Consider the following 23,392-nt stretch of genomic DNA (forward strand, 5'->3'; position numbering starts at 1 on the left):
AAGCAGTGTGCCTCTTACGCTCTTATTTAATCATTTTATAATTAAAAGAACAATGAGTCAAAAAATTAGAATTAAGCTCAAGTCTTACGACCACACCTTGGTTGATAAGTCGGCAGAGAAGATTGTAAAGGCTGTAAAAGCAACGGGTGCTATCGTTAGTGGTCCTATCCCATTGCCTACACACAAGCGCATTTACACGGTGAATCGCTCAACTTTCGTGAACAAGAAATCGCGTGAGCAGTTCCAGCTTTCAGACTTTAAACGTCTTATTGACATTTATAGCTCTACTGCTAAGACTGTGGATGCTTTGATGAAATTAGAGCTTCCTTCTGGTGTAGAAGTCGAAATTAAAGTCTAATTTTTAAGTGAGGTAAATTATTAATTAATTAAAGTAAGTATTGAAATGCCAGGATTAATTGGAAAAAAAATCGGAATGACATCCGTTTTCAGTGCCGACGGAAAGAATGTTCCGTGCACTGTTATCGAAGCTGGTCCTTGTGTTGTAACCCAAGTTAAGACAGAAGAGAAAGACGGTTACAAAGCACTTCAGTTGGGTTTCGGTGAGGCAAAGGAGAATAGAACTTCTAAGCCCATGATGGGAACCTTTAAGAAGGCAGGCACAACACCCAAAAAGCACTTGGCCGAGTTCAAGTTTGATGAGGAGCATAACCTCGGAGATACCTTAACAGTTGAAATCTTTGCCGATGCAAAGTTTGTTGATGTTGTAGGAACATCTAAGGGTAAAGGCTTCCAAGGTGTCGTAAAGCGCCATGGTTTCGGTGGTGTGGGTCAAAGCACTCACGGACAAGATGACCGCGCACGTAAGCCAGGTTCTATCGGTGCTTGTTCATATCCCGCAAAGGTATTTAAGGGTATGCGCATGGGAGGCCAAATGGGAGGCGATCGCGTTACCACGCAGAATCTCCAAGTGTTAAAGGTAATTCCAGAACACAATCTTCTCCTTGTGAAAGGTTCTGTAGCTGGATGTAATGGTTCAACTGTTTTAATCAAGAAGTAATGGAAGTTAGCGTTTTAAATATAAAGGGTCAAGAGACCGGCAGAAAGGTAACGCTGAATGAAGCTATCTTTGGTATTGAGCCTAACGATCACGTTCTTTATTTGGATGTAAAGCAGTATCTTGCCGCACAACGTCAGGGCACAGCTAAATCGAAAGAAAGAAGTGAATTGAGCGGTTCTACCCGAAAACTTGGTCGCCAGAAAGGCGGTGGCGGTGCTCGCCGTGGTGATATTAATTCGCCAGTTTTAGTAGGCGGTGCACGTGTATTCGGTCCCAAGCCTCGCAACTATGATTTTAAGTTGAATAAGAAAGTAAAGGTGCTTGCACGCAAATCTGCACTCTCTTATAAAGCTCAAGAAAATGCTATTGTTGTCGTTGAAGACTTCAATTTCGAGGCTCCGAAGACGAAAGAATTCGTAAATTTAGCTAAAAATCTCAAAGTTGAGGGCAAAAAGACGCTTGTTCTTTTGTCAGAAGTTAATAAAAACGTATATTTGTCTGCTCGTAATATTCAGCGCGCTGATGTGATGCTGGCAACTGCACTCAATTCTTATAAAGTTTTGAATGCAGATGTTTTGGTGTTGACGGAAAGCTCTTTGAAAGCAATTGACGGCGTTTTAAATAAATAAGAAGGAGAATTAGATTATGGCATTTATTATTAAACCATTGGTTACTGAGAAGCAAACCAAGATAACAGACAAGCATGCAAACCGCTATGGTTTCATTGTTCGCCCAGAAGCTAATAAACTCCAGATTAAGCAAGAGGTTGAAGGCTTGTATAATGTTACAGTGATTGACGTGAATACCCTTCGCTATGCTGGTAAACGTTCGAGTCGTTATACAAAGGCTGGGCTGATTAAAGGGCAGAAGAATGCTTTTAAAAAGGCTATCGTTACCGTTAAGGACGGCGACACAATTGATTTTTATAGCAATATCTAAATAAAAATGGCAGTACGTAAATTAAACCCGGTTACTCCGGGACAAAGACACAAGGTTATTGGCACGTTCGAGGATATTACTGCATCCGTGCCAGAGAAGTCTCTCGTTTACGGCAAACGTTCTACCGGTGGTCGAAACAACACTGGTAAGATGACCGTTCGCTATATTGGTGGTGGTCATAAGCAAAAGTATCGTTTGATCGACTTTAAACGCGAGAAAGATGGTGTTCCAGCCGTAGTCAAGACAATCGAGTATGATCCTAATCGCTCTGCTCGCATTGCACTTTTGTACTACGCTGATGGTGAAAAACGTTACATTATTGCTCCTAATGGACTTCAGGTAGGTGCTACTTTAATGTCGGGTGCTGATGCTGCTCCTGAGATTGGTAATGCACTTCCGTTGGCAAACATTCCTGTTGGTACCGTAATTCATAACATTGAGTTGCGTCCTGGACAGGGTGCTTTGTTGGTTCGTTCGGCTGGTAATTTTGCTCAGTTGACTTCTCGTGAGGGCAGTTATTGTGTTATTAAGCTCCCTTCTGGTGAAACACGCCAGATTTTGAGTGCTTGTAAAGCTACAGTTGGTAGTGTAGGTAATTCTGATCATGCTTTGGAACAGTCTGGTAAGGCTGGTCGTTCGCGTTGGTTGGGACGTCGTCCACACAACCGTGGTGTGGTTATGAACCCTGTAGATCACCCAATGGGTGGCGGTGAAGGTCGTCAAAGCGGTGGGCATCCACGCTCTCGTAAGGGTCTTTACGCTAAGGGTCTCAAGACTCGTGCACCCAAGAAACTTTCTAACAAGTATATAATTGAAAGAGCTAATAAAAAATAAAGAGTAAGATATGAGTCGTTCTTTAAAAAAAGGTCCATATATTAATGTATCGCTCGAGAAGAAGATTCTCGCTATGAACGAGAGTGGAAAAGCGAGTGTTGTGAAAACATGGGCTAGAGCATCAATGATTTCCCCAGACTTTGTGGGGCACACTGTTGCTGTTCATAACGGAAATAAATTTATTCCTGTTTATATTACTGAGAACATGGTCGGCCATAAGTTGGGTGAGTTTGCACCTACACGTCGTTTTGGTGGTCATGCAGGAAACAATAAGAAGTAAGCAGGTTATACACATCCATTTAACAAATAAGAATAATAATGGGAGCAAGAAAACATATTGCAGCTGAAAAGATAAAAGAGGCTCGTAAGAATTTGTACTTTGCAAAGCTTAAGGGCGTTCCCTCTTCTCCACGTAAGATGCGCTACGTTGTAGACATGATTCGTGGCTTAGAAGTGAGCCGTGCTTTAGGCGTTCTTCGATTCTCTAAGAAGCAAGCTGCCGCAGACGTTGAGAAACTACTCCGTTCTGCAATTGCTAACTGGGAGACCAAAAATGACCGTAAGGCCGAAGATGGAGAATTATATATCAGCAAAGTATTTGTTGATGAAGGTGTTACTATGAAGCGCATGCGTCCTGCACCACAAGGTCGTGGCTACAGAATTCGTAAGCGTTCGAATCATGTGACATTATTTGTTGATGCCAAAACTAACGACGAAAAATAATTAAATAGAATGGGACAAAAAGTTAATCCAATAAGCAACCGCCTTGGAATTATTCGTGGTTGGGATTCAAATTGGTTTGGTGGCAAAAGCTTTGGAGAGAATATCGTTGAAGATCGTAAAATCCGTAAGTATCTGAACGAGCGTTTGGCGAAGGCCAGTCTCTCTCATGTTGTCATTGAACGTACATTGAAACTCGTCACCATCACTATTTGTACAGCCCGTCCGGGTATCGTCATTGGTAAAGGTGGTCAAGATGTAGACAAGTTAAAAGAAGAGTTGAAGAAGCTTTATAAGAAAGACATTCAAATCAACATCTTCGAAGTTAAGAAGCCCGAACTCGATGCAAACATCGTAGCAAATAACATCGCTCGCCAGGTGGAAGGTAAGATTTCTTATCGCCGTGCCATCAAGATGGCTATTCAAAATACGATGCGTGCAGGAGCAGAAGGTATTAAAGTTCAAATCTCTGGTCGTCTGAATGGTGCAGAAATTGCACGTAAGGAGATGTTTAAGGAGGGGCGTACTCCTCTGCATACATTCCGTGCAGACATTGATTACTGTGCAACAGAAGCTCTTACCAAGGTAGGTCTCTTAGGAATAAAAGTTTGGATTTGCCGTGGAGAGGTTTATGGTAAGCGTGATTTAACCCCCAACTTTGCTCAAGATAAGCAAAATGGTGGTCGTCCAAATGGCGGACGTAACGGTCGCGGTAATCGCAGAAGAAACAATAACCGTTAAAACAGAGAACTATCATGTTACAGCCAAAAAGAGTAAAATATAGAAGACCGCAAGATGGTCGTGGAAATAAAGGTAATGCACACCGCGGTACAGAATTGGCCTTTGGTTCTTTTGGTATCAAGACATTGGAGCCTAAATGGATCAACAGTCGCCAAATAGAAGCTGCTCGTGTTGCGGTGAATCGTTATATGAATCGTCAAGGACAAGTGTGGATACGTATCTTCCCTGATAAGCCCATCACACGTAAACCTGCTGATGTTCGTATGGGTAAAGGTAAAGGTGATCCCGCAGGTTGGGTTGCACCTGTTACACCAGGTCGCATTCTCTTTGAAGTAGAAGGAGTTTCTTTTGATATTGCAAAGGAGGCACTTCGCCTTGCTGCACAGAAACTTCCTGTGAAGACCAAGTTTGTTGTTAGACGTGATTTCGATAAAAATGCTTAAGCTATGAAGATGAAAGAATTACAAGAACTCGATGCTAAAGGATTGGCAGAGAAGTTAGAAGAGGTAAAAGCTAAGCTTGTTCAGCTCAAGTTGAACCATGCAGTTGCTCCTCTTGAGAATCCATCACAGATTAAGTTTGCTCGCCGAGACATCGCGCGTATCGAAACGGAACTTCGTCAGAGAGAACTTAAAAAATAATAATGGTTCAGATGGAAACAAGAAATTTAAGAAAAGTAAGACAGGGTGTTGTGGTAAGCAACAAAATGGATAAAACCATTGTTATTGCCTCTAAGTTCAAAGAGAAGCACCCTATTTATGGTAAATTTGTCCAAAAGACAAAGAAGTACCATGTCCATGACGAGAAAAATGAGGCCAATATTGGCGACACTGTCCAAATCATGGAGACTCGTCCTCTGTCTAAAACAAAGAGATGGAGATTAGTACAAATTGTTGAAAAAGCTAAGTAATTATGATACAGGCAGAATCAAGACTTACAGTATGTGATAACAGCGGCGCACGCGAAGCTAAGTGCATTCGTGTCTTAGGTGGTACCGGCCGTCGTTATGCTAGTGTGGGTGACGTTATTGTTGTAGCAGTACAAAATGTCATCCCCTCGAGTGATTTGAAAAAAGGTGCAGTATCTAAAGCTTTGATTGTTCGTACCAAGAAGGAGATTCGTCGTGCAGATGGTTCATACATTCGTTTCGACGATAATGCTTGTGTATTGCTTAACAATGCTGGTGAGCTTCGTGGAAGCCGCATTTTCGGCCCCGTTGCGCGTGAGCTTCGTGCAGTGAATATGAAGGTTGTTTCTTTGGCACCCGAGGTACTTTAAATAATCATAAAACAGATAAGTAATGAGTAAGTTACATATTAGAAAGAACGATACTGTCGTTGTTCTTGCAGGAAGCGATAAAGGCAAGACAGGTAAAGTGCTCAAGGTGTTAGTCGACAAGAATCGTGCGATTGTTGAAGGCGTAAACCTTGTATCAAAGAGCATGAAACCTTCAGCTAAGAATCCGCAAGGAGGTATCGTTAAGCAAGAAGCTTCTATCCATATTTCAAATCTCAGTTTGATTGATCCAAAGAGTGGTAAAGCTACTCGTGTTTCTATTCAGCATGAGGGCAAGAATGTTATTCGTGTTGCTAAAAAATCAGGGGAGGTAATTAAGTAATGGATACAGCACAATTAAAGAAGGTGTATAAGGAGACAATTGCTCCTGCACTTCAAAAGCAGTTCAACTACTCTTCGTCGATGCAGGTTCCTGTATTGAAGAAGATAGTCATTAACCAGGGACTTGGCGATGCTACACAAGATAAGAAGATTGTCGATGTAGCAATTAATGAGATTTCGGCCATTACGGGTCAGAAGGCTGTTGCAACCTATTCTAAGAAGGATATTGCAAACTTCAAACTCCGTAAGAAGATGCCTATTGGTGTGATGGTGACCCTTCGTGGAGAGCGTATGTATGAGTTCTTAGAGAAGCTCATTCGCGTATCTCTTCCTCGTATTCGTGACTTCAAAGGTATTGCAACGCGCTTAGATGGACGTGGCAACTACACTTTGGGTATCACCGAACAGATTATCTTCCCCGAGATTAACATTGATGAGATTGATCGCATTCAAGGTATGAACATCACTTTTGTTACTTCGGCTCAGACCGATGAAGAGGGTTATGCTCTGTTGAAAGCTTTTGGTCTCCCATTCAAGAACGCTAAAAACGATTAAGGAATATGGCAAAAGAATCTATGAAAGCTCGCGAAGTTAAGCGTGCGAAGCTTGTTGCTCGTTATGCTGAAAAGCGTGCAGCTCTGAAAAAGATTATTGCAACTTCTAACGATTTGGCCGAGGCTTATGAGGCAGCTCGTAAGCTCCAAGCCATTCCTAAGAATGCAAATCCTATTCGTCTTCACAACCGCTGTAAGATCACAGGTCGTCCAAAGGGCTACATCCGCCAGTTTGGAATTTCGCGTATTCAATTCCGCGAGATGGCATCGGCCGGTCTGATTCCTGGCGTGAAGAAAGCAAGTTGGTAAACTAAAAGCATCGATATTGGAGAGTGATTAGCATCATTTTGGCGTGTAATTCACATGCTTTTCTATCATAATTTGCAGTCCATTAAAATGTCATGGTGTTGCTATTCACTTTTCTTCAATCACTCAACGCGATTTTTCTTTAATATTGTCGGGGTCGTCCCGATTAATTAAACATTTATATTTTATGACAGATCCAATAGCAGATTATCTGACACGACTCAGAAATGCAATCATGGCACATCACCGTGTCGTTGAAATTCCTGCGTCGAACTTGAAGAAGGAAATTACCAAAATCCTCTTCGAGAAGGGCTACATTCTCAACTACAAATTTGTAGAGGATGGTCCCCAAGGTTCAATTAAGGTTGCACTTAAGTATGACCCTTCAACAAAACAAAGCGCTATCAAGAGCTTAAAACGTGTTTCTACACCAGGTTTGCGTCAGTATACCGGTTATAAAGACATGCCGAGAGTTATTAACGGATTAGGTATTGCAATATTATCTACATCTCAAGGTGTTATGACAGACAAGGAAGCTGCCGGTTTAAAAATCGGTGGTGAAGTTCTTTGTTATGTTTACTAATTGGAGGTTTTTATATGTCAAGAATAGGAAAATTACCCATTAGTATTCCAGCTGGAGTTACAGTAAACTTCGATGCGAAGACCAATGTCGTTACAGTTAAAGGTCCTAAAGGCGAACTTTCACAGGAGATAAATCCTGCAATCAAGCTCGAGAACAACGATGGCCATTTGGTTTTCACGATCAACGAAGATAGTTTGGTAGATGTCAAGCAGAAACAAGCGTTCCATGGTCTTTATCGCTCTTTGGTTAACAACATGGTTGTTGGTGTGAGTGAGGGCTACAAAAAGGTTTTGGAACTTGTCGGTGTAGGTTACAGAGTCTCTAATCAAGGTAATCTTATTGAGTTCTCTTTGGGTTATACACACCCCATTTTCATGGAGCTTCCCAAGGAAGTTAAGGTGGAGACGAAGTCTGAACGTAACCAGAACCCAATTCTTACACTTGAATCTTGTGACAAACAGTTGTTAGGTCTCATCTGTGCAAAGATTCGTTCTTTCCGTAAGCCTGAGCCTTATAAAGGAAAAGGTATCTTGTTCCAAGGCGAGGTTATTCGCAGAAAGTCTGGTAAGACCGCTGCAGCTAAGTAATTTTAATTGAATTAACAATTATGACAACAAAGAAAGTTGAAAGACGAATTAAGATAAAGTTCCGCATTCGCAAGAGTGTCAATGGGACTGCTGAGCGTCCACGTCTTAGTGTTTTCCGCTCTAACAAGCAGATTTATGCGCAAGTTATTAATGATTTGACAGGTACAACACTTGCTTCAGCTTCATCACTTGGCTTAGAGAAATTGGCAAAGATTGAACAGGCAAAGCGCGTTGGTGCATTGGTTGCCGAGAAAGCAAAGGCTGCCGGTGTAGAAAGTGTTGTGTTTGATCGTAATGGCTATCTCTATCATGGTCGTGTGCAAGCATTGGCTGATGGTGCAAGAGAAGGAGGACTTAAATTCTAAAACGATTATGGCAATGAATAAAGTAAAAATTAATAGCGATGTAGAACTGAAAGATCGTTTGGTTGCTATCAATCGTGTAACGAAGGTTACCAAAGGTGGTCGCACATTCACATTTGCTGCTATTGTCGTTGTAGGTGATGGCAATGGTGTCGTAGGTTGGGGGCTTGGAAAAGCCGGCGAAGTTACGACTGCAATCTCTAAAGGTGTTGAATCTGCCAAGAAGAACTTGGTAAAGGTTCCAGTGTTGAAGGGTACAGTGCCTCACGAGGTTGAGACTTCTTTTGGTGGTGCACAGGTGCTTCTTAAGCCTGCAGCTGCCGGTACGGGTCTGAAAGCCGGTGGTGCGATGCGTGCTGTGCTCGAGAGTGCTGGTGTAACCGATGTGATTGCAAAATCAAAAGGTTCATCAAACCCTCACAACTTGGTAAAAGCAACCATCTCTGCATTGTCTGAGATGCGCGATGCTTATACCGTAGCAGGTGAGCGTGGTATCAGTATGGATAAAGTGTTTAACGGTTAATAGGAATAAGCTATGGCTACAATCAAGATTAAACAAGTAAAAAGCAAAATTGGTTATCCTGTAGACCAGAAGCGTACACTTCAGGCTTTGGGGCTTCGTAAGATTTCACAAGTCGTAGAAGTGGAGGATACACCAAGCGTTCGTGGTATGATTCGCAAGGTGCATCATCTGGTTAACGTCGTTGAATAATATAAAAACAAAGAGAATTAAATTATGAAATTAAATACTTTAACGCCAGCAGCAGGCTCTACTCATTCTCGTCGTCGTATTGGTCGTGGTCCAGGTTCTGGGCTCGGTGGTACTTCTACGCGTGGTCATAAGGGTGCAAAGGCTCGCTCAGGTTATAAGAAGAAGATTGGTTTCGAAGGTGGACAGATGCCACTTCAGCGCAGAATTCCTAAGGCTGGTTTCAAAAATGTGAACCACAAGGAGTACTTTGCTGTAAACCTTTCTACGCTCCAAGCTTTGGCAGAAGCAAAGAGTCTTACTAAAATTACCATCGTAGATCTTAAAGAAGCAGGACTCACGAATGGCAAAGAATTGGTTAAGATTTTAGGCAACGGTGAGCTGAAAGCAAAAATTGATGTTGAAGCAAATGCTTTCTCTAAATCAGCTGAAGAAGCAATTAAGGCTGTCGGAGGGAGCACAACTATAATCTAAGTAAATGAAAAAGTTTATTGAGACACTAAAGAACTGTTGGAAGGTAGAGGACCTGCGTCAGCGTCTCCTCATCACAATTCTGTTCACTGCAATCTACCGATTTGGTTCGTTTGTGGTTCTTCCTGGTATTAATCCGGCTAAGTTGGAAACACTTCAGTCGCAGACCAAAGGCGGCCTGATGTCGCTTTTAGACATGTTCTCTGGTGGAGCATTTTCCAATGCCTCTATCTTTGCACTTGGAATTATGCCTTACATCTCAGCTTCTATCGTAATGCAACTGCTCGCTGTGGCTGTACCTTATTTCCAAAAGATGCAGCGTGAGGGAGAAAGTGGCAGGAAGAAGATAAACTGGTACACGCGTGTGCTGACGATTGCTATCTTAGTATTCCAGGCACCCGCCTACCTCATGAATCTGAAAATGCAAGCTAGTCAGGCCTTGGCTAGCGGCATTTCTTGGACATTCTTCATTATTCCTGCAACAATTATTCTTGCGGCTGGTAGCATGTTCATCTTATGGTTGGGTGAGCGTATCACGGATAAAGGAGTGGGGAATGGTATCTCAATGATTATCATGATTGGCATTATTGCACGCTTACCACAGGCTTTTGTGCAGGAGGTTACCTCTCGTTTTACGGCTATTTCAGGGGGCGGTATTGTGATGTTCATTGTAGAATTGCTCATTCTTTATTTCGTTGTTTGTGCGTCAATCCTTCTGGTTCAAGGCACGAGAAAGGTACCTGTGCAATATGCGAAGCGCTTAGTTGGAAATAAGCAATATGGAGGTGCGCGTCAGTATATTCCATTGAAGTTGTTTGCAGCAAATGTAATGCCTATCATCTTTGCGCAGGCATTGATGTTCATTCCATTAGCTATTGTGCAATATCAAAGTGATAATGCTTCTTGGGTTGTGCGGTCGTTGATGGATAATCGAAGTGTATTATACAATGTAGTCTATGTAACATTAATTGTTGCATTTACATTCTTCTACACGGCGATTACATTGAATCCAACGCAAATGGCTGAAGACATGAAGCGCAACAACGGCTTTATACCCGGTGTGAAACCCGGTAAGGATACGGCAGAGTATATTGATTCTATCATGACTCGGCTCACTATTCCTGGCTCACTCTTCATTGCTTTCATAGCTGTTATGCCTGCTTTAACAGGATTTCTTAATGTGCAGCAAGGTTTTGCACAGTTCTTTGGTGGAACATCTTTATTGATTCTCGTCGGTGTTGTGATTGATACACTCCAGCAAATCGAAAGTCATCTGATGATGCGCCACTATGATGGTCTGCTCAATTCCGGGCATACACGTAACAATGGCGTGTCGGCCTATTAGGGAGAGACCTCTGAAGAATGAAGATATTTCTGAAGACAGAAGATGAAATTGACCTCATGCGTGAGGCCAACCAGTTGGTTGGAAAGACGCTTGCAGAGGTAGGACGCCACATAAAACCCGGCGTTACAACGCGCCATTTGGATAAGGTTGCAGATGAGTTTATACGCGATCACGGGGCAATCCCAACATTTAAGGGGTTCCCTAATCCTTATGGTGAGCCTTTTCCAGCAGCAATATGCACTTCGGTGAATGATGTTGTTGTGCATGGAATACCCAGTGATGATGTCGTTCTGCATGAAGGCGATATTATATCAGTTGATTGTGGTACGTTGTTGAATGGCTATAATGGGGATTCTGCCTATACTTTTATGATAGGCGAGGTCGATGAAGCCGTTAAACAACTGTTAGAAGTAACGAAGCAATCGCTTTATTTGGGCATTGAACAGGCCGTTCCGGGAAAGCATGTCGGTGACATTGGAGCTGCTATTCAAGCGCATTGTGAGGCTCATGGGTATGGCATCGTGCGAGAATTGACCGGGCATGGAATCGGAAAAGAAATGCACGAAGCGCCTCAGATTCCTAACTATGGCATGCGAGGAAATGGTGTTATGCTGAAGGCTGGAATGTGTATTGCCATTGAACCGATGGTCACATTGGGCAATCGGAACATAGGCATGTTACCTGATCGATGGAGCATTGTGACGCGCGATCATCAGGTTGCTGCACATTTTGAGCACACAATCGCTGTCCGTAAGGGAAAGGCTGAAGTTTTATCAACGTTTGAAGAAATAGAAAATCATTAAGTAAGATTGCAAAATTTATGGCAAAACAGTCCGCTATAGAGCAGGATGGAACTATTGTTGAGAGTTTATCGAATGCAATGTTCCGCGTAGAACTCGAGAATGGGGTACAAATCATCGCGCACATCTCCGGTAAGATGCGTATGCACTACATCAAGATTCTTCCGGGAGACAAAGTGAAAGTGGAGATGAGTCCCTATGATTTAACAAAAGGTAGAATCGTTTTCAGATATAAATAATTATCTCATAACACATTGATATGAAAACAAGAGCATCATTAAAGAAGCGTACACCCGACTGCAAGATTGTTCGTCGCAAAGGTCGTCTGTTCGTGATCAACAAGAAAAACCCTAAGTTTAAACTGCGTCAGGGTTAATGTTAAAGTATCGTAATCGTTGGAATAAATCAGTTTTTATATCTAACTTTGTGCGTTCTTTAAAGAGAAAATTTTATTAAATTAAATTTTATTCAAATTTAAATGGCAATAAGAATTGTTGGAGTAGATTTGCCCCAAAACAAGCGTGGCGAAATCGCATTGACCTATATCTATGGCATAGGTCGAAGTAGTTCAGCAAAGATATTGGATAAGGCCGGTGTAAACCGTGACTTGAAGGTCAGCGAATGGACTGACGATCAAGCTGCCAAAATCCGTGAAATTATCGGCGCTGAGTTCAAAGTAGAAGGTGATCTCCGTTCTGAGATCCAAATGAACATTAAGCGGTTGATGGATATTGGCTGCTATCGTGGTGTTAGACATCGTAATGGTCTTCCTGTTCGTGGTCAGAGTACAAAGAACAATGCACGTACTCGCAAGGGAAAGAAGAAGACTGTTGCTAATAAGAAGAAGGCTACTAAGTAATTTTAATGGAAATTAATTATGGCAAAGACAAAAGCAACATCTAAGAAAAGAAATGTGCGAGTAGACGCAGTTGGTCAGCTCCATGTTCATAGTTCTTTTAATAATATCATCGTATCTTTGGCTAATGGCGAGGGACAAGTTATCTCATGGTCATCAGCTGGTAAGATGGGTTTCCGTGGTTCAAAGAAGAATACTCCCTATGCTGCTCAGATGGCAGGTGAGGATTGTGCAAAAGTAGCATTCGATTTAGGTCTTCGTAAGGTGAAAGCCTACGTGAAAGGACCCGGCAACGGTCGCGAATCGGCTATCCGTGCCGTGAATGCTGCAGGTATTCAAGTAACAGAAATCATAGACGTTACCCCATTACCTCACAATGGTTGTCGTCCTCCTAAGCGCCGCAAGGTCTAATAATTGTATTATTTTTTAGCACATATTTTTAATTATGGCAAGATATATAGGTCCGAAATCTAAAATTGCACGTCGATTTGGTGAAGCCATTTTCGGCGCTGACAAAGTTTTGTCCAAGAGAAACTTCCCTCCTGGACAGCATGGCAACAACCGTCGTAGAAAGACTTCTGAGTACGGTGTCATGTTGGCAGAGAAGCAAAAGGCTAAGTACACATACGGTGTGCTTGAGCGTCAATTCCGCAATATGTTTGAGAAGGCTGCGAAGGCCGATGGCATCACGGGTGAAGTGTTGCTTCAAAATTTGGAGTGTCGCTTAGATAATGTTGTGTTCCGTTTAGGTATTGCTCCTACACGTGCAGCTGCTCGTCAGCTCGTTGGACATAAGCATATCACTGTAGATGGTAAGGTTGTTAACATACCTTCATTCGCAGTTAAGCCAGGGATGGTTGTTGCGGTTCGTGAGAAGTCAAAATCTCTTGAAGTGATTGAAGCTGCATTGGCAGGTTTTAATCATAGCAAGTATCCTTGGATTGAATGGGATGACAACGCAAAATGCGGTAAGTTTTTACACAAACCAGAGCGTGCCGATATTCCCGAGAATATTAAGGAACAATTAATCGTTGAGTTGTACTCTAAATAAATCATTGAATTAATGGCGATATTAGCATTTCAAAAACCTGATAAAGTAGTGATGTTGGAGGCCAATGACAAGTACGGAAAGTTTGAATTCCGTCCCTTGGAGCCAGGCTTTGGTGTTACCATTGGTAACGCTTTGCGCCGCATTCTTCTTTCATCTTTGGAAGGTTATGCCATCAACACCATCAAGATTGCGGGTGTTGAGCATGAATTTTCTTCCGTTCCTGGCGTGAAAGAGGATGTAACCAACATCATCTTGAATTTGAAGCAAGTAAGATTCAAGCAAGTAGTAGAAGAATTCGAGAATGAGAAAGTTAGTATCACCGTAGAGAATTCCACAGAATTCAAGGCCGGTGATATAACGAAGTATCTGACTGGATTTGAAGTGTTAAACCCTGATTTGGTGATTTGTCATTTAGATGCCAAGGCATCCTTGCAAATAGATCTCACGATAAACAAAGGCCGGGGTTATGTCTTGGCGGATGAAAATCGTGAGTTCTGCACAGATGTTAATGTACTTCCAATCGATTCTATCTACACCCCTATCCGTAATGTTCGCTACGCTGTAGAACCTTATCGTGTCGAGCAAAAGACCGATTACGACAAGTTAGTTCTCGAAGTGACCACGGATGGTTCCATTCATCCAAAGGATGCGCTGAAAGAAGCAGCCAAGATTCTCATTTATCACTTCATGTTGTTCTCTGATGAGAAGATAACCTTAGAGGTTCCTGATCAAGATGGCAACCAAGAGTTTGATGAGGAGATTTTGCACATGCGGCAGTTGTTGAAGACCAAGTTAGTTGACATGAATCTCAGTGTTCGTGCCCTGAATTGTCTGAAGGCTGCTGATGTTGAAACGCTTGGTGATTTAGTTCAGTACAACAAGACCGACTTGTTGAAGTTCCGCAACTTTGGTAAGAAATCGCTTTCTGAGCTTGATGATTTGCTCGAGAGTCTGAATCTTTCGTTTGGAACCGATATTTCAAAGTATAAATTGGATAAGGAGTAAGTCTACTTCTTTTCCGCTTAAACGAAAAAAAGAAAATGAGACATAATAAAAAATTCAACCATCTGGGTCGTACTGCATCTCATCGTGACGCGATGTTAGCCAACATGGCCGTGTCATTGATTATGCACAAAAGAATCACTACGACGCTCGCTAAGGCAAAAGCCTTGAAGAAATATGTAGAACCGCTCATCACACGTTCCAAAGAAGACACCACGAATTCACGTCGTGTGGTTTTCCGTTATCTTCAAAAGAAAGAAGCTATTAAGGAACTTTTCGGTGAGGTGGCTGCAAAGGTGGCTGATCGTCCCGGCGGTTATACGCGTGTAATCAAGTTAGGTACACGTCAAGGTGATGCTGCTCCAATAGCTTTTATCGAGTTAGTTGACTTCGATGAGAACATGGCAAAAGCACCAAAGGCTGCTAAGAAGACACGTCGTAGCCGCAAGACTACAAAGACAGAAGCTGCTCCTGAAGCACCCGTTGCAGAAGCACCGGCAGCAGAAGAAGCACCAAAGGCAGAATAAGCTTAGTCAATATAAAAAGAAAAAGCGTGGCGAATTTCTCGTCACGCTTTTCTTTTTGGGCATCCATTGCGCCTTAAGCCATCTGGATTCCTGCAACATAAAAGCCCTTTATTTGGCAAGGTCGTTAATCCATTTTGCCATATCCGTCAGCACTTCGGGCGCGATAGTCTCTGCTGTTTGTCGATATTCCGCGGGCAATCCACTCTGACAATGCTGGAAAAGATGGTTCAACTGTGGATAGATTTTTGTTTGCGATGCTTTGTTTATAGGTAATTTCTCTCTGATGGCCGTGAGGTTTTGCGTCGCAATCACCTGACAATCTTTGTCGCCATTGAGGGCAAAAACAGGGCAAGTCGTATGGCGAAGGTCACGGGTTGGGTCGTAATCTAAGAAATAATCGAGCCATGGTGCATGCTCTCCTACGTTTAGCTTCCGATATTCAGCCACCGTCATCCGCATTTTCTCACCCGCTATTTCCATACATTTGTTCACTTGTTCTGTCAGCGCTTCATCCCCTTTCACGCCCACAGCGGCCATGCTAATGATGAAATCCACTTGCTGCTGTGCACCCAAGATGAAGGCGATGTTGCCACCCTCGCTATGTCCCAACACGCCAATCCTTCCAAATTCATGTTGTTTCCTCAGGTAGTCGATGCCCGCTTCGGCATCTTGTGCGAAGTCTTGTGTCGTCGCATGCGCCACATCTCCCCCTTTTGATTGGCCGAAATTACGGTCGTCGTAACGCAGTGTTGCGATGCCATGGCGTGCAAAATAGTCGGCAATGACGGCAAAAGGTCTGTGTTCAAACACCTCCTCATCTCTGTTTTGTTGCCAACTTCCTGTCACCATCAACACCACAGGCGTCTTTCCTTTCTTGAAATTGGTGGGGTAGGTGAGCGTCCCTGCCAACGAAGCTCCCGCTTTTTTATTCTCGAAAACAACCTCTTGTTGCGTGTAAGGGAAAGGCGGTTGCGGTGTTTGTGGTCGCGAAATCTTCTCTTCGTGGCGTGTCATTTTCAGCGGAAAAATGAAATGATTTTGCAGGAACGTGCCTGAGATTTCATCTGCTTCGTAATGCCCTTGCAGGTGAATATCCATTTGGTTAATGCTCAACGCCAGCGAGTCAGCCGACAGATAGTCCGTTGTCATCGGAATTCCCTTCACGTTTTGGTCGGGACTATCCAAGGTAAATTCCATCGATTTCCCTTCTGTTGGTGTAGCATGAAGCACCACCGTCAGCTCAAATGCACTGGTTTTCAGTTTCCCCGTCCATGTTCCTTGCAACGCGCTTTGCGCCATTGTTGCCTGCAAACCGCAACAAAGCAGCCCTAAAAGCAAATATTTTTTCATTGTCAGTATATTGATTTTGATGTCAACAAAAATACAAATTCTATACAAAACGGCTTTAGGATCCATAGAAAAACACATTGTCTTGCAGAAAAAACACCGATTTTTGCAAAAAGAGTGCATTTTACTTGGAACCTATTTGATTATTTCCTATTTTTGAACCGACTTAGACAGCATGTGCCTTTTGCACGAATAACCATTCTCCATTCAATCAAAAAAGGCTGCTGGTCTTCACTATTAACAACAACACGAAATAATTATCTCACATCAAATAAATTCCTTATGAAACATATCATAAACCTATTGATGACATCCATTCTACTGTTATTGACCCTTTCTGCTTGCGAAAAGGCCGACATCGCCTCGCAACCACTCAAAGGCGAAGGCTATGAAGTGCACGTATTGGTCAAGAATTTCGACCATGTGCGTTATGACACCCTCAGTCGTGCCGTGGTACCTGCCCGTGAAGTGTGCACGCGTCTCCATGTAGCTGCTTACCGAACGGGGAAAAAGGTGTTGTCGGTTAATCAAACCAGCAGCGACAAAGACTTCGGGAAGTTAAGTTTCCGTCTTCCTGCCGGCAAATATTATTTGGTGATTGTGGGGCATAATGGCAATGAAAACGCCTCGCTAACCGAATTCCGAAAGATTTCGTTTGGCGGCAAAGTGACCGACACCTACGTTTTTGCGCGTGAGATAACCCTCGAGGGAGCCGTAGACATCCAGGCAACGATGGAGCATTGTGTCTCCAAAATAGCCTTCACCATCGAAGACCCTATCCCTGCCGAAGTCACCCATCTCAAGTTCAGTTATACGGGTGGAAGCAGCACCCTCGATGTTGTTGACGGCGTAGGCGTCGTGAAATCCCATCAGACCGAGGACCGTGTGGTAGCCGCTTCAGCACACACCGAGGCCTCAACCTACGACCTCTACACCTTTCCTCGCACCTCAGAGGGCGGCACAATCAAGCTCGAAGTGGAGGCGCTGAACGATAAAAACGAAGTCATTTCAAAGCGCACCTTTACAGAAATTCCCATAGTGATGCGCACACTCACCTGCTACACGGGGAAATTCTTCCCCAAGAAAGAGGAAGATCCCGAGAGCGATTTGGTGATAAAGGCCAACGACGAGTGGAAAAAGGTGCTGCATCTCACCTATTAACCGCCCTCTTTTCTCATTGCTTCGCTTGGCAGTTAGGCAGACAGCGCCTCTTTTGTGGGCGACATGTGTGCACGATTAGTGCATCACAAGTAGGAAAATTTTGATGGGAAAATCAAGAGTATGGGGATTATGCTACATGTAAAACCAGGTGTTCCCGACCTCGGGAACACCTGGTTTTCTTAAAAATCCTCGTTCCCGAGGTCGGAAACGCTCATTTTTTTCGTTTTCAGTTGTTCCCAAAGTCGGGAACAACCATTTTTATTAAATTTCGCTGTTCCCGACTTTGGGAACACTTGTTTTTGTGAAATCCACCCGTTCCCAACCTTGGGAACAACGTTTTCCCGACGATGCTGTGCCGTTTATGGATGGTTTTGGGTGCTGCAACTGCCCGGCAGTGCCCACCAAAGGGTAGGCCATGGCCCACCGACCCTGCGCATTGGCCGCGGCCAACCGCTTCGCTACGTAGGCCAACACACGACTCCACCGGTAATAATAGCCCGTCTTTCCATCGGGAGCAACATCCTCCGAACCCACTTTCGACAACCGCATGGGGCGCTCGTTGAGCAGAAATTTCACCAACACATCGTCGGGGCCGAGCGGCTTCCCCACCTGTTCGCGACGGCAATAAAACACGATTTGTAGATTGGCTGCCATGGGAATAATCTGTTCTAAAGCATCCGCATGCTCGTCAGAGAGCTTGTCTGTGCCGAGCAAGGCCAAGAGATGATAGAGCGAGGTGTCGTGGCCAAAGCGCAAGGTGGCCGCCACTTTGCCTTGCAACGCTTGAGCAGCCTCGTCGACAATCTGTTGCCACAGGGGTGCCACCACGCGTTGTGTGACGCCCTGATTGTCGGGCGCCTGTCCGTGAAGCAGCCACATGCCCCTGTTGTTTCGCTCGTAACAGGCGCGCCATTCGTCGTCATTGAAAGCATCATCGAAACGAATTTTCAGCGGTACATTCTGCATATCGGCAGCCAGTTTGTAGAGTTCAATCATCAGCCGCTCGCCGCGTTTCACTTGTGTTGTGTCGCGAAATAGCGCAGTAAGAAAATGGGCTGTGGGCAAGGTGGGTAGCTTGTGGGGACGCGCTTTCCACGCTTTGAATTCGGCACTCGTGGGGGCTAACCACGAAAAAGCTATCGAATCGTTGTGCAAAAGCAAAGCGATTGGTGCACGATTTGCAGCATTTAATCCGGCAATGAAGGCCATTTTACTTTGCTGACAGCGTTCGGCAGGCGACGCATAAACATGAACCGTGGCCGAAGAGCGAAACACAGTGGGGTAGTTTTGCCGCATGCGTTGTGCGATTTCGCGTTGCTGTTGCTCGCCTAAAGGGGTGAGCAGGGCGGCCTTTCCACGGGCTGCCTGTGCCACTTTTGCCAAGCGTTTTGCCACCAAACGCCCCAACTTTGTGAGGTTGTTGCGGTTGAAGAAAAACGACAACACGCCATCATATTGCGCTTGATGCATGAGCCAACGGCTGCCATGCCGGCCATAATGCGAGATATAAAATGGCACAGCGCCTTCGGGAGCGGGCAGGGTGTCGGCCTCTTGTGGGGGAATATAGGCGCAAAACGGACCGCTCATTTGCGCGCGTGTGGTTTGTGCATGGCTGCAAATAGCCATCATTCCGCAAACCACCAGCAGCACTATTCTTTTCGTTCTCATCTGTTTTCCTTTGTTGTTCTTAACATCTACAAACTGTTTCCTGTGCTGCAAAAATAGCATAAACAATCGAAAAACCATGTGGTTTAAGGTTCATAGGCTGTTTTCTCTCTGAAAATGATGCTTTCTTGACACAAAAAGGCCAATTTTTTTGATGTTTTTTCGTAAAATAAAGGCTTAGCTCAAATAATTCATTAACTTTGCAAAGCAGAAAACAAATGAACTCATGAATAGAAGGAGAAACCTAAATTACCGTAATCCCTTGTTTTTAATAGGGAGTCGTTTCCTAAAGCTTTATTTGCTCGTGGGCTTGTTGCTCCGCGTGGTTTTGATGTGCACTGCACCGCAAGATGCGCAGTTTAGTTTTGTTGAAACCTTGCGTTTGTTGGGCATAGGCCTTGCCACTGACCTCGGTGTGGGGCTGTTGTGCTGTGCACCCCTGCTGGTTATCTATCCCGGTCTCAACGAGTTGAAATACAATCGTTGGGTGGGATGGTGTATCGAAGTGTTGCTGTTGGGCAGTCTGATTTATGTTTATGGTTTCCATTCTATTTTCGATGAATACGGTGGCGGGGCGCCTAAGATAGCCAAAATCTTCCTGACATGGAAGTTTGTGAGCTTCAGTCTGCGTTTTGCTGTGTGGCCGTTGCGCGATGCCTGGCGCCGCTTTTCGCTTTATTTCACGTGGGGCATTTATGTGTTGCTGCTGCTTGTGGTGTCGATGGGCGAATATTTTTTCTGGCAAGAGTTTGGCGTTCGCTACAACTTCATCGCCGTAGATTATTTGGTTTACACCCACGAAGTGCTGGGCAACATCATGGAGTCCTATGCCATTGTGCCGCTGATGGTGGTGGCAGTGGCGCTGAGTGTGGGCATCGTCTATCTGCAATCGCGCCGCAATCGGTTTAAGCTCACGAAGCTCTACACGGGCAAACTCTTTGCCATTCATACCCTGCTCTATCTGCTTTTGGCGGTGGGTGGCTATTTTCTGAGCCGCAGCCTGCACCGTTTGCAAACCGACAACCAATATGTTGACCAGCTTTCGCAAAATGGTGCCTATGATTTTGTGAACGCCTTTGTCAACAACAAGCTCGACTATGCACAGTTCTATGCGATGTTGCCTCGGCAAACAGTCGTTGAAAACTATCGCCGATTAACGGGCTTGAATGCCCAAGGCAGCAAGGTTGTGGGCTATGAGTTGGGCAACAATCGTCCCAATATTGTGCTTATCACGGTGGAAAGCCTCAGCGCTGAATTTCTTTCGCGTTACGGAAACACGCAGCACATCACGCCCCATTTAGACCGTTTGATGGGGCAGAGTCTGGTGTTCGACCGCCTTTATGCCACCGGTAATCGCACGGTGCGCGGGCTTGAGGCACTCTCTTTGTGCATTCCGCCGAGTGCAGGCGAGAGCATTATTAAGCGCAAAGCCAACCGCATGGGCAATCTTTCCATTGCCGAGGTGATGAAAGGGCTGGGCTATCGTTGTCAATACCTCTATGGTGGCTACAGCTATTTCGACAACATGGGCGACTTTTTCTCGCACAACGGTTACGAAGTGATTGACCGCAGCCAAATCAATCCGCGCGACATCAACTTTGCAAACATTTGGGGAGTGTCCGATGAGGATATGTTCAACAAGGCACTTTCGGTGTTCAATCGCAATGCAACGCAAGGCGAACCGTTCTTTGCGCAGATTATGACCACGAGCAATCACCGCCCCTATACCTATCCCGAAGGCCGCATTCAATTTGATGGCGACCCGCATTGTCGTGAAGCAGCGGTGAAATATACCGACTATGCCATTCATCATTTCCTGCAAGCGGCGGCCAAACAGCCTTGGTTCAGCAACACTGTGTTTGTGGTGATTGCCGACCATTGCGCCTCAAGTGCAGGCAAAACGTCGTTGCCCGTTGACCAATATCACATTCCTTGCATTGTCTACGCGCCGCAACTCATCCGCCCCGGCTACGAGGGAAAGGTGTGCTCGCAGATTGATGTGTTGCCCACGTTGCTGGCTTTGCTGCGCCTCAAGACCACCGTTCATTGTGCAGGGCAAAACATTTATGCGTCCACTTATCGGCCACGTGCCTTCATGGCCACCTATCAAGACTTGGGTTACTTGGAGAACGACACGCTCACTGTGCTCTCGCCCGTGCGCAACATCCGCCAATATCGTGTCAAGGCGTTGCCCAATGGAACCCATGAAGAGCAGTTGTTAAAGCAGCACAACAAAGCTTTGGCTACGAAAGCGCAGAGCTATTACCAATTCGTCAACTTGTATTTAAACGCAAAATAAATTGCAAAACCACATGACGACTTGCCGCAAACGATGCTCGCTCACGGTCTTGGCTTGTGCTTTTGCCGCCTTGGCCACCGCACAGTCAACCGAAAATAAAAAGCCACGGCAATGGTCGGTGCAAGCCACTTGGAGCAAAACGACGCTCGAAGACGACTCACCCGCCGGACAATCGATTTATGTTGGCGACGACGAAGGGGAGGCTTATACGCTCATGGGCGACTATTATCTCAACAAACACTTTGCCCTGACGGCCGGATTGGCCTATGGGCGCGAGGGATTACTCACTAATTTGGGTAGCGGTTTGGGGCTGAAAAAGAGCCATCGGCTCGACTTCATCGGCGGTGCAAAGCTCTATCCCCTTCCCAATAAATGGCTCGTGCAGCCTTTCATCGGCGGCAATGTCATGGTCAACCCATTTAGCTTTTGGGGGCAAAGCGGCAGCAAAACCTATAGCGTGTTCCATCAAAACCATTGGCGCAAGCTCAATGTCGACTATGCCTTGCGCAACCCCACGCTGCAATTTGCGCCGCGGGTGGGCTTCGATCTCTATCTTTTTACGTCGGTAGCTTTGACCATGGACTGGGACCTGCGCTGGGCGTTGGGTGGCTATCATCGTGCTGATTTGCGGTTCATCGACGGGCCTTACATGGGACAGTTGCTGCATTATGACACCTCAACGCCGCGCACAGCCTTTTCGGTTGGCCTGAAAGTTGATTTCCCTGCCAAGCCCGTTTCCGAGCAAACCACCAACACTTTGTGGGGTGCCATCCTCACAGTGTTAGGATTGTGGTTTACAGCCACTGACACATCCACACCCTATTCGCGTTAAACGGCCTTTGTAGCGACATCCCAAAAGGCAGCGTTTCTGTCAACGCGCGCCCTCATGTTGCACGAATGTCATTCAACATTGGTGCCAATTCGCCTCGTTTGTACGAATGTAATTTAACATTGGTTTCAATCTACTTCGTTTGGCACGAATGTAATTTAACGTGAGTTTGATGAATTATAAGTGTCTATAAAGTTGGTGATTAGCGAAATTTGTTGTAACTTTAAAGAACTAATATACAAATAGTTATAAACAAAAATCGCTATGATCACCGAGGACAAAGTTACTGAAATATTTTGTATGGCAGATGACTTCTGCAAGTTTTTTGATGCAATGACACTAAAACATACGCTAAAACCTACTGGGAAAAGAAAATATCATCAAAATTCTACAATGTCAAAGGCAGAAGTTATGCTGATAATGATTCTTTTCCACGATTCTGGTTATCGCTGCTTCAAACATTTCTATCTTGAAAAAGTATGCAAGCAGCTTCGCCATCTGTTTCCAAAAGTTGTTTCTTATAACCGTATAGTAGAATTGGAAAGGGATGTAGTTATACCCTTAACCTTGTTTATCAAGAAGGTCCTGTTGGGTAAATGCACGGGTATAAGTTTCGTTGACAGCACACCACTGCGTGTCTGCAAAAACCAAAGAATACATATTCACAAGGTTTTCAAAGGCATAGCTCAAAGAGGAAAATGCTCTATGGGTTGGTTCTTTGGCTTCAAGTTGCATTTGATTTGCAATGAGAAAGGAGAACTTCTCAACTTTATGATAACGCCAGGAGATATTGATGACCGTAAGCCTTTGGAGTACAAAGCATTCATAGTTTTTATATATGGTAAGCTATTCGGTGACAAGGGCTACATCAGCAAGAACCTCTTTCAAAGGCTTTTCGTTGACGGAATACAGCTTATTACCAAATTGAAAAGTAACATGAAAGGAGCGTTAATGAGTGTTTCAGACAGACTTTTACTCAGAAAAAGAGCCATTATAGAGACGTGAATGATGAACTAAAGAACATTGCGCAGGTGGAATACTCCAGACATAGATGCTTTGACAATTTCAT

35 protein-coding genes and 1 pseudogene are annotated in these 23,392 nt (G+C 44.5%); 34 read left to right on the top strand and 2 right to left on the bottom strand.

Annotated elements, in window-relative coordinates; genetic code table 11:
• Nucleotides 1-52: 52 nt before the first annotated feature.
• The 30 genes from rpsJ (at nucleotide 53) to rplQ (ending at nucleotide 15,022) form a co-directional block, all read left to right on the top strand.
• Nucleotides 53-358 carry a 30S ribosomal protein S10 gene (gene rpsJ, locus HMPREF9431_RS08475; RefSeq protein WP_004380824.1) on the top strand — a complete coding sequence of 102 codons (306 nt, stop codon included), beginning with the start codon at nucleotides 53-55 and terminating at the stop codon, nucleotides 356-358.
• A 45-nt stretch (nucleotides 359-403) separates the two neighbouring features.
• Nucleotides 404-1,018 carry a 50S ribosomal protein L3 gene (gene rplC / locus HMPREF9431_RS08480; RefSeq protein ID WP_004380825.1) on the top strand — a complete coding sequence of 205 codons (615 nt, stop codon included), beginning with the start codon at nucleotides 404-406 and terminating at the stop codon, nucleotides 1,016-1,018.
• Nucleotides 1,018-1,647 (top strand): 50S ribosomal protein L4, encoded by a 630-nt coding sequence (gene rplD, locus HMPREF9431_RS08485; protein ID WP_004380826.1) that lies wholly within the window; start codon nucleotides 1,018-1,020, stop codon nucleotides 1,645-1,647. The genes rplC and rplD overlap by 1 nt, the downstream gene beginning before the upstream one ends.
• 16 nt (nucleotides 1,648-1,663) lie before the next feature.
• Nucleotides 1,664-1,957, top strand: a complete 294-nt coding sequence (gene rplW, locus HMPREF9431_RS08490; protein WP_004380827.1) for a 50S ribosomal protein L23 — start codon at nucleotides 1,664-1,666, stop codon at nucleotides 1,955-1,957.
• A 6-nt stretch (nucleotides 1,958-1,963) separates the two neighbouring features.
• Nucleotides 1,964-2,791 carry a 50S ribosomal protein L2 gene (rplB, locus tag HMPREF9431_RS08495; RefSeq protein ID WP_004380828.1) on the top strand — a complete coding sequence of 276 codons (828 nt, stop codon included), beginning with the start codon at nucleotides 1,964-1,966 and terminating at the stop codon, nucleotides 2,789-2,791.
• A gap of 10 nt (nucleotides 2,792-2,801) precedes the next feature.
• Nucleotides 2,802-3,071 carry a 30S ribosomal protein S19 gene (rpsS, locus tag HMPREF9431_RS08500; protein ID WP_004380829.1) on the top strand — a complete coding sequence of 90 codons (270 nt, stop codon included), beginning with the start codon at nucleotides 2,802-2,804 and terminating at the stop codon, nucleotides 3,069-3,071.
• Nucleotides 3,072-3,109: 38 nt separating this feature from the next.
• Entirely contained in the window at nucleotides 3,110-3,514 is a 405-nt protein-coding gene (gene rplV, locus HMPREF9431_RS08505; RefSeq protein WP_004380830.1) for a 50S ribosomal protein L22, read from the top strand.
• 9 nt (nucleotides 3,515-3,523) lie between these two features.
• Entirely contained in the window at nucleotides 3,524-4,252 is a 729-nt protein-coding gene (gene rpsC, locus HMPREF9431_RS08510; protein WP_004380831.1) for a 30S ribosomal protein S3, read from the top strand.
• Between the two features lie 14 nt (nucleotides 4,253-4,266).
• A complete protein-coding gene (rplP, locus tag HMPREF9431_RS08515; RefSeq protein WP_004380832.1) occupies nucleotides 4,267-4,695 on the top strand; it encodes a 50S ribosomal protein L16 in 429 nt (142 codons plus the stop codon).
• 3 nt (nucleotides 4,696-4,698) lie between these two features.
• Nucleotides 4,699-4,893, top strand: coding sequence for a 50S ribosomal protein L29 (gene rpmC / locus HMPREF9431_RS08520; RefSeq protein WP_004380833.1), 195 nt, complete (start codon nucleotides 4,699-4,701; stop codon nucleotides 4,891-4,893).
• A gap of 2 nt (nucleotides 4,894-4,895) precedes the next feature.
• Nucleotides 4,896-5,162 carry a 30S ribosomal protein S17 gene (gene rpsQ, locus HMPREF9431_RS08525; RefSeq protein ID WP_004380835.1) on the top strand — a complete coding sequence of 89 codons (267 nt, stop codon included), beginning with the start codon at nucleotides 4,896-4,898 and terminating at the stop codon, nucleotides 5,160-5,162.
• A gap of 2 nt (nucleotides 5,163-5,164) precedes the next feature.
• Entirely contained in the window at nucleotides 5,165-5,530 is a 366-nt protein-coding gene (rplN, locus tag HMPREF9431_RS08530) for a 50S ribosomal protein L14 (RefSeq protein WP_004380837.1), read from the top strand.
• A gap of 22 nt (nucleotides 5,531-5,552) precedes the next feature.
• On the top strand, nucleotides 5,553-5,870 hold the full coding sequence (gene rplX, locus HMPREF9431_RS08535) for a 50S ribosomal protein L24 (RefSeq protein WP_004380839.1): 318 nt from the start codon (nucleotides 5,553-5,555) through the stop codon (nucleotides 5,868-5,870).
• Complete coding sequence (rplE, locus tag HMPREF9431_RS08540) at nucleotides 5,870-6,424, top strand: 50S ribosomal protein L5 (RefSeq protein ID WP_004380840.1); 555 nt, start codon at nucleotides 5,870-5,872, stop codon at nucleotides 6,422-6,424. The genes rplX and rplE overlap by 1 nt, the downstream gene beginning before the upstream one ends.
• Nucleotides 6,425-6,429: 5 nt before the next feature.
• On the top strand, nucleotides 6,430-6,732 hold the full coding sequence (gene rpsN / locus HMPREF9431_RS08545; RefSeq protein WP_004380842.1) for a 30S ribosomal protein S14: 303 nt from the start codon (nucleotides 6,430-6,432) through the stop codon (nucleotides 6,730-6,732).
• A gap of 184 nt (nucleotides 6,733-6,916) precedes the next feature.
• Nucleotides 6,917-7,312, top strand: a complete 396-nt coding sequence (rpsH, locus tag HMPREF9431_RS08550; RefSeq protein WP_004380843.1) for a 30S ribosomal protein S8 — start codon at nucleotides 6,917-6,919, stop codon at nucleotides 7,310-7,312.
• 14 nt (nucleotides 7,313-7,326) lie between these two features.
• Entirely contained in the window at nucleotides 7,327-7,899 is a 573-nt protein-coding gene (gene rplF, locus HMPREF9431_RS08555; protein WP_004380844.1) for a 50S ribosomal protein L6, read from the top strand.
• A 20-nt stretch (nucleotides 7,900-7,919) separates the two neighbouring features.
• The gene (rplR, locus tag HMPREF9431_RS08560; RefSeq protein ID WP_004380845.1) at nucleotides 7,920-8,264 is read left to right on the top strand and encodes a 50S ribosomal protein L18; all 345 of its coding nucleotides are present in this window, start codon (nucleotides 7,920-7,922) and stop codon (nucleotides 8,262-8,264) included.
• Nucleotides 8,265-8,271: 7 nt separating this feature from the next.
• Nucleotides 8,272-8,784 carry a 30S ribosomal protein S5 gene (gene rpsE, locus HMPREF9431_RS08565; RefSeq protein WP_025070652.1) on the top strand — a complete coding sequence of 171 codons (513 nt, stop codon included), beginning with the start codon at nucleotides 8,272-8,274 and terminating at the stop codon, nucleotides 8,782-8,784.
• A gap of 12 nt (nucleotides 8,785-8,796) precedes the next feature.
• Entirely contained in the window at nucleotides 8,797-8,973 is a 177-nt protein-coding gene (gene rpmD / locus HMPREF9431_RS08570) for a 50S ribosomal protein L30 (protein WP_004380847.1), read from the top strand.
• 24 nt (nucleotides 8,974-8,997) lie between these two features.
• Entirely contained in the window at nucleotides 8,998-9,444 is a 447-nt protein-coding gene (gene rplO / locus HMPREF9431_RS08575) for a 50S ribosomal protein L15 (protein ID WP_004380848.1), read from the top strand.
• 4 nt (nucleotides 9,445-9,448) lie between these two features.
• The gene (secY, locus tag HMPREF9431_RS08580) at nucleotides 9,449-10,786 is read left to right on the top strand and encodes a preprotein translocase subunit SecY (protein ID WP_004380849.1); all 1,338 of its coding nucleotides are present in this window, start codon (nucleotides 9,449-9,451) and stop codon (nucleotides 10,784-10,786) included.
• 17 nt (nucleotides 10,787-10,803) lie between these two features.
• Nucleotides 10,804-11,589 (top strand): type I methionyl aminopeptidase, encoded by a 786-nt coding sequence (map, locus tag HMPREF9431_RS08585; RefSeq protein ID WP_004380850.1) that lies wholly within the window; start codon nucleotides 10,804-10,806, stop codon nucleotides 11,587-11,589.
• A gap of 17 nt (nucleotides 11,590-11,606) precedes the next feature.
• The gene (gene infA / locus HMPREF9431_RS08590; RefSeq protein WP_004341775.1) at nucleotides 11,607-11,825 is read left to right on the top strand and encodes a translation initiation factor IF-1; all 219 of its coding nucleotides are present in this window, start codon (nucleotides 11,607-11,609) and stop codon (nucleotides 11,823-11,825) included.
• Nucleotides 11,826-11,845: 20 nt separating this feature from the next.
• Nucleotides 11,846-11,962 carry a type B 50S ribosomal protein L36 gene (gene ykgO, locus HMPREF9431_RS08595; RefSeq protein WP_004350205.1) on the top strand — a complete coding sequence of 39 codons (117 nt, stop codon included), beginning with the start codon at nucleotides 11,846-11,848 and terminating at the stop codon, nucleotides 11,960-11,962.
• Between the two features lie 102 nt (nucleotides 11,963-12,064).
• Nucleotides 12,065-12,445 (top strand): 30S ribosomal protein S13, encoded by a 381-nt coding sequence (gene rpsM / locus HMPREF9431_RS08600; RefSeq protein WP_004371766.1) that lies wholly within the window; start codon nucleotides 12,065-12,067, stop codon nucleotides 12,443-12,445.
• A gap of 18 nt (nucleotides 12,446-12,463) precedes the next feature.
• Nucleotides 12,464-12,853, top strand: a complete 390-nt coding sequence (gene rpsK, locus HMPREF9431_RS08605) for a 30S ribosomal protein S11 (RefSeq protein WP_004380851.1) — start codon at nucleotides 12,464-12,466, stop codon at nucleotides 12,851-12,853.
• A gap of 34 nt (nucleotides 12,854-12,887) precedes the next feature.
• The gene (gene rpsD, locus HMPREF9431_RS08610; protein WP_004380852.1) at nucleotides 12,888-13,493 is read left to right on the top strand and encodes a 30S ribosomal protein S4; all 606 of its coding nucleotides are present in this window, start codon (nucleotides 12,888-12,890) and stop codon (nucleotides 13,491-13,493) included.
• A 12-nt stretch (nucleotides 13,494-13,505) separates the two neighbouring features.
• Nucleotides 13,506-14,498, top strand: a complete 993-nt coding sequence (locus HMPREF9431_RS08615; RefSeq protein ID WP_004380853.1) for a DNA-directed RNA polymerase subunit alpha — start codon at nucleotides 13,506-13,508, stop codon at nucleotides 14,496-14,498.
• Nucleotides 14,499-14,533: 35 nt separating this feature from the next.
• The gene (gene rplQ / locus HMPREF9431_RS08620) at nucleotides 14,534-15,022 is read left to right on the top strand and encodes a 50S ribosomal protein L17 (RefSeq protein ID WP_004380854.1); all 489 of its coding nucleotides are present in this window, start codon (nucleotides 14,534-14,536) and stop codon (nucleotides 15,020-15,022) included.
• Between the two features lie 108 nt (nucleotides 15,023-15,130).
• Here the strand turns inward: rplQ and HMPREF9431_RS08625 are convergent, their stop codons facing one another.
• The gene (locus HMPREF9431_RS08625) at nucleotides 15,131-16,372 is read right to left on the bottom strand and encodes an alpha/beta hydrolase family protein (RefSeq protein WP_040561359.1); all 1,242 of its coding nucleotides are present in this window, start codon (nucleotides 16,370-16,372) and stop codon (nucleotides 15,131-15,133) included.
• Between the two features lie 279 nt (nucleotides 16,373-16,651).
• Here HMPREF9431_RS08625 and HMPREF9431_RS08630 point away from each other — a divergent pair, with 279 nt between their 5' ends.
• Nucleotides 16,652-17,530 carry a FimB/Mfa2 family fimbrial subunit gene (locus HMPREF9431_RS08630; protein ID WP_004380856.1) on the top strand — a complete coding sequence of 293 codons (879 nt, stop codon included), beginning with the start codon at nucleotides 16,652-16,654 and terminating at the stop codon, nucleotides 17,528-17,530.
• A 261-nt stretch (nucleotides 17,531-17,791) separates the two neighbouring features.
• On the opposite strand, the gene HMPREF9431_RS11985 is transcribed toward HMPREF9431_RS08630, so the two are convergent.
• Nucleotides 17,792-19,198, bottom strand: a complete 1,407-nt coding sequence (locus HMPREF9431_RS11985) for a histidine phosphatase family protein (protein ID WP_196794582.1) — start codon at nucleotides 19,196-19,198, stop codon at nucleotides 17,792-17,794.
• Between the two features lie 223 nt (nucleotides 19,199-19,421).
• On the opposite strand from HMPREF9431_RS11985, the gene HMPREF9431_RS08640 reads away from it, so the two are divergent.
• From HMPREF9431_RS08640 to HMPREF9431_RS08650, 3 genes and pseudogenes are all read left to right on the top strand, one after another.
• The gene (locus HMPREF9431_RS08640; protein ID WP_004380858.1) at nucleotides 19,422-21,494 is read left to right on the top strand and encodes an LTA synthase family protein; all 2,073 of its coding nucleotides are present in this window, start codon (nucleotides 19,422-19,424) and stop codon (nucleotides 21,492-21,494) included.
• Nucleotides 21,495-21,507: 13 nt separating this feature from the next.
• Complete coding sequence (locus HMPREF9431_RS08645) at nucleotides 21,508-22,326, top strand: hypothetical protein (RefSeq protein ID WP_004380859.1); 819 nt, start codon at nucleotides 21,508-21,510, stop codon at nucleotides 22,324-22,326.
• A 261-nt stretch (nucleotides 22,327-22,587) separates the two neighbouring features.
• Nucleotides 22,588-23,392 (top strand): annotated as a pseudogene (locus tag HMPREF9431_RS08650) (IS982 family transposase); the annotation flags it as partial.

The sequence above is a fragment of the Segatella oulorum F0390 genome (genome assembly GCF_000224615.1).
Taxonomy (GTDB): Bacteria; Bacteroidota; Bacteroidia; order Bacteroidales; family Bacteroidaceae; genus Prevotella; species Prevotella oulorum.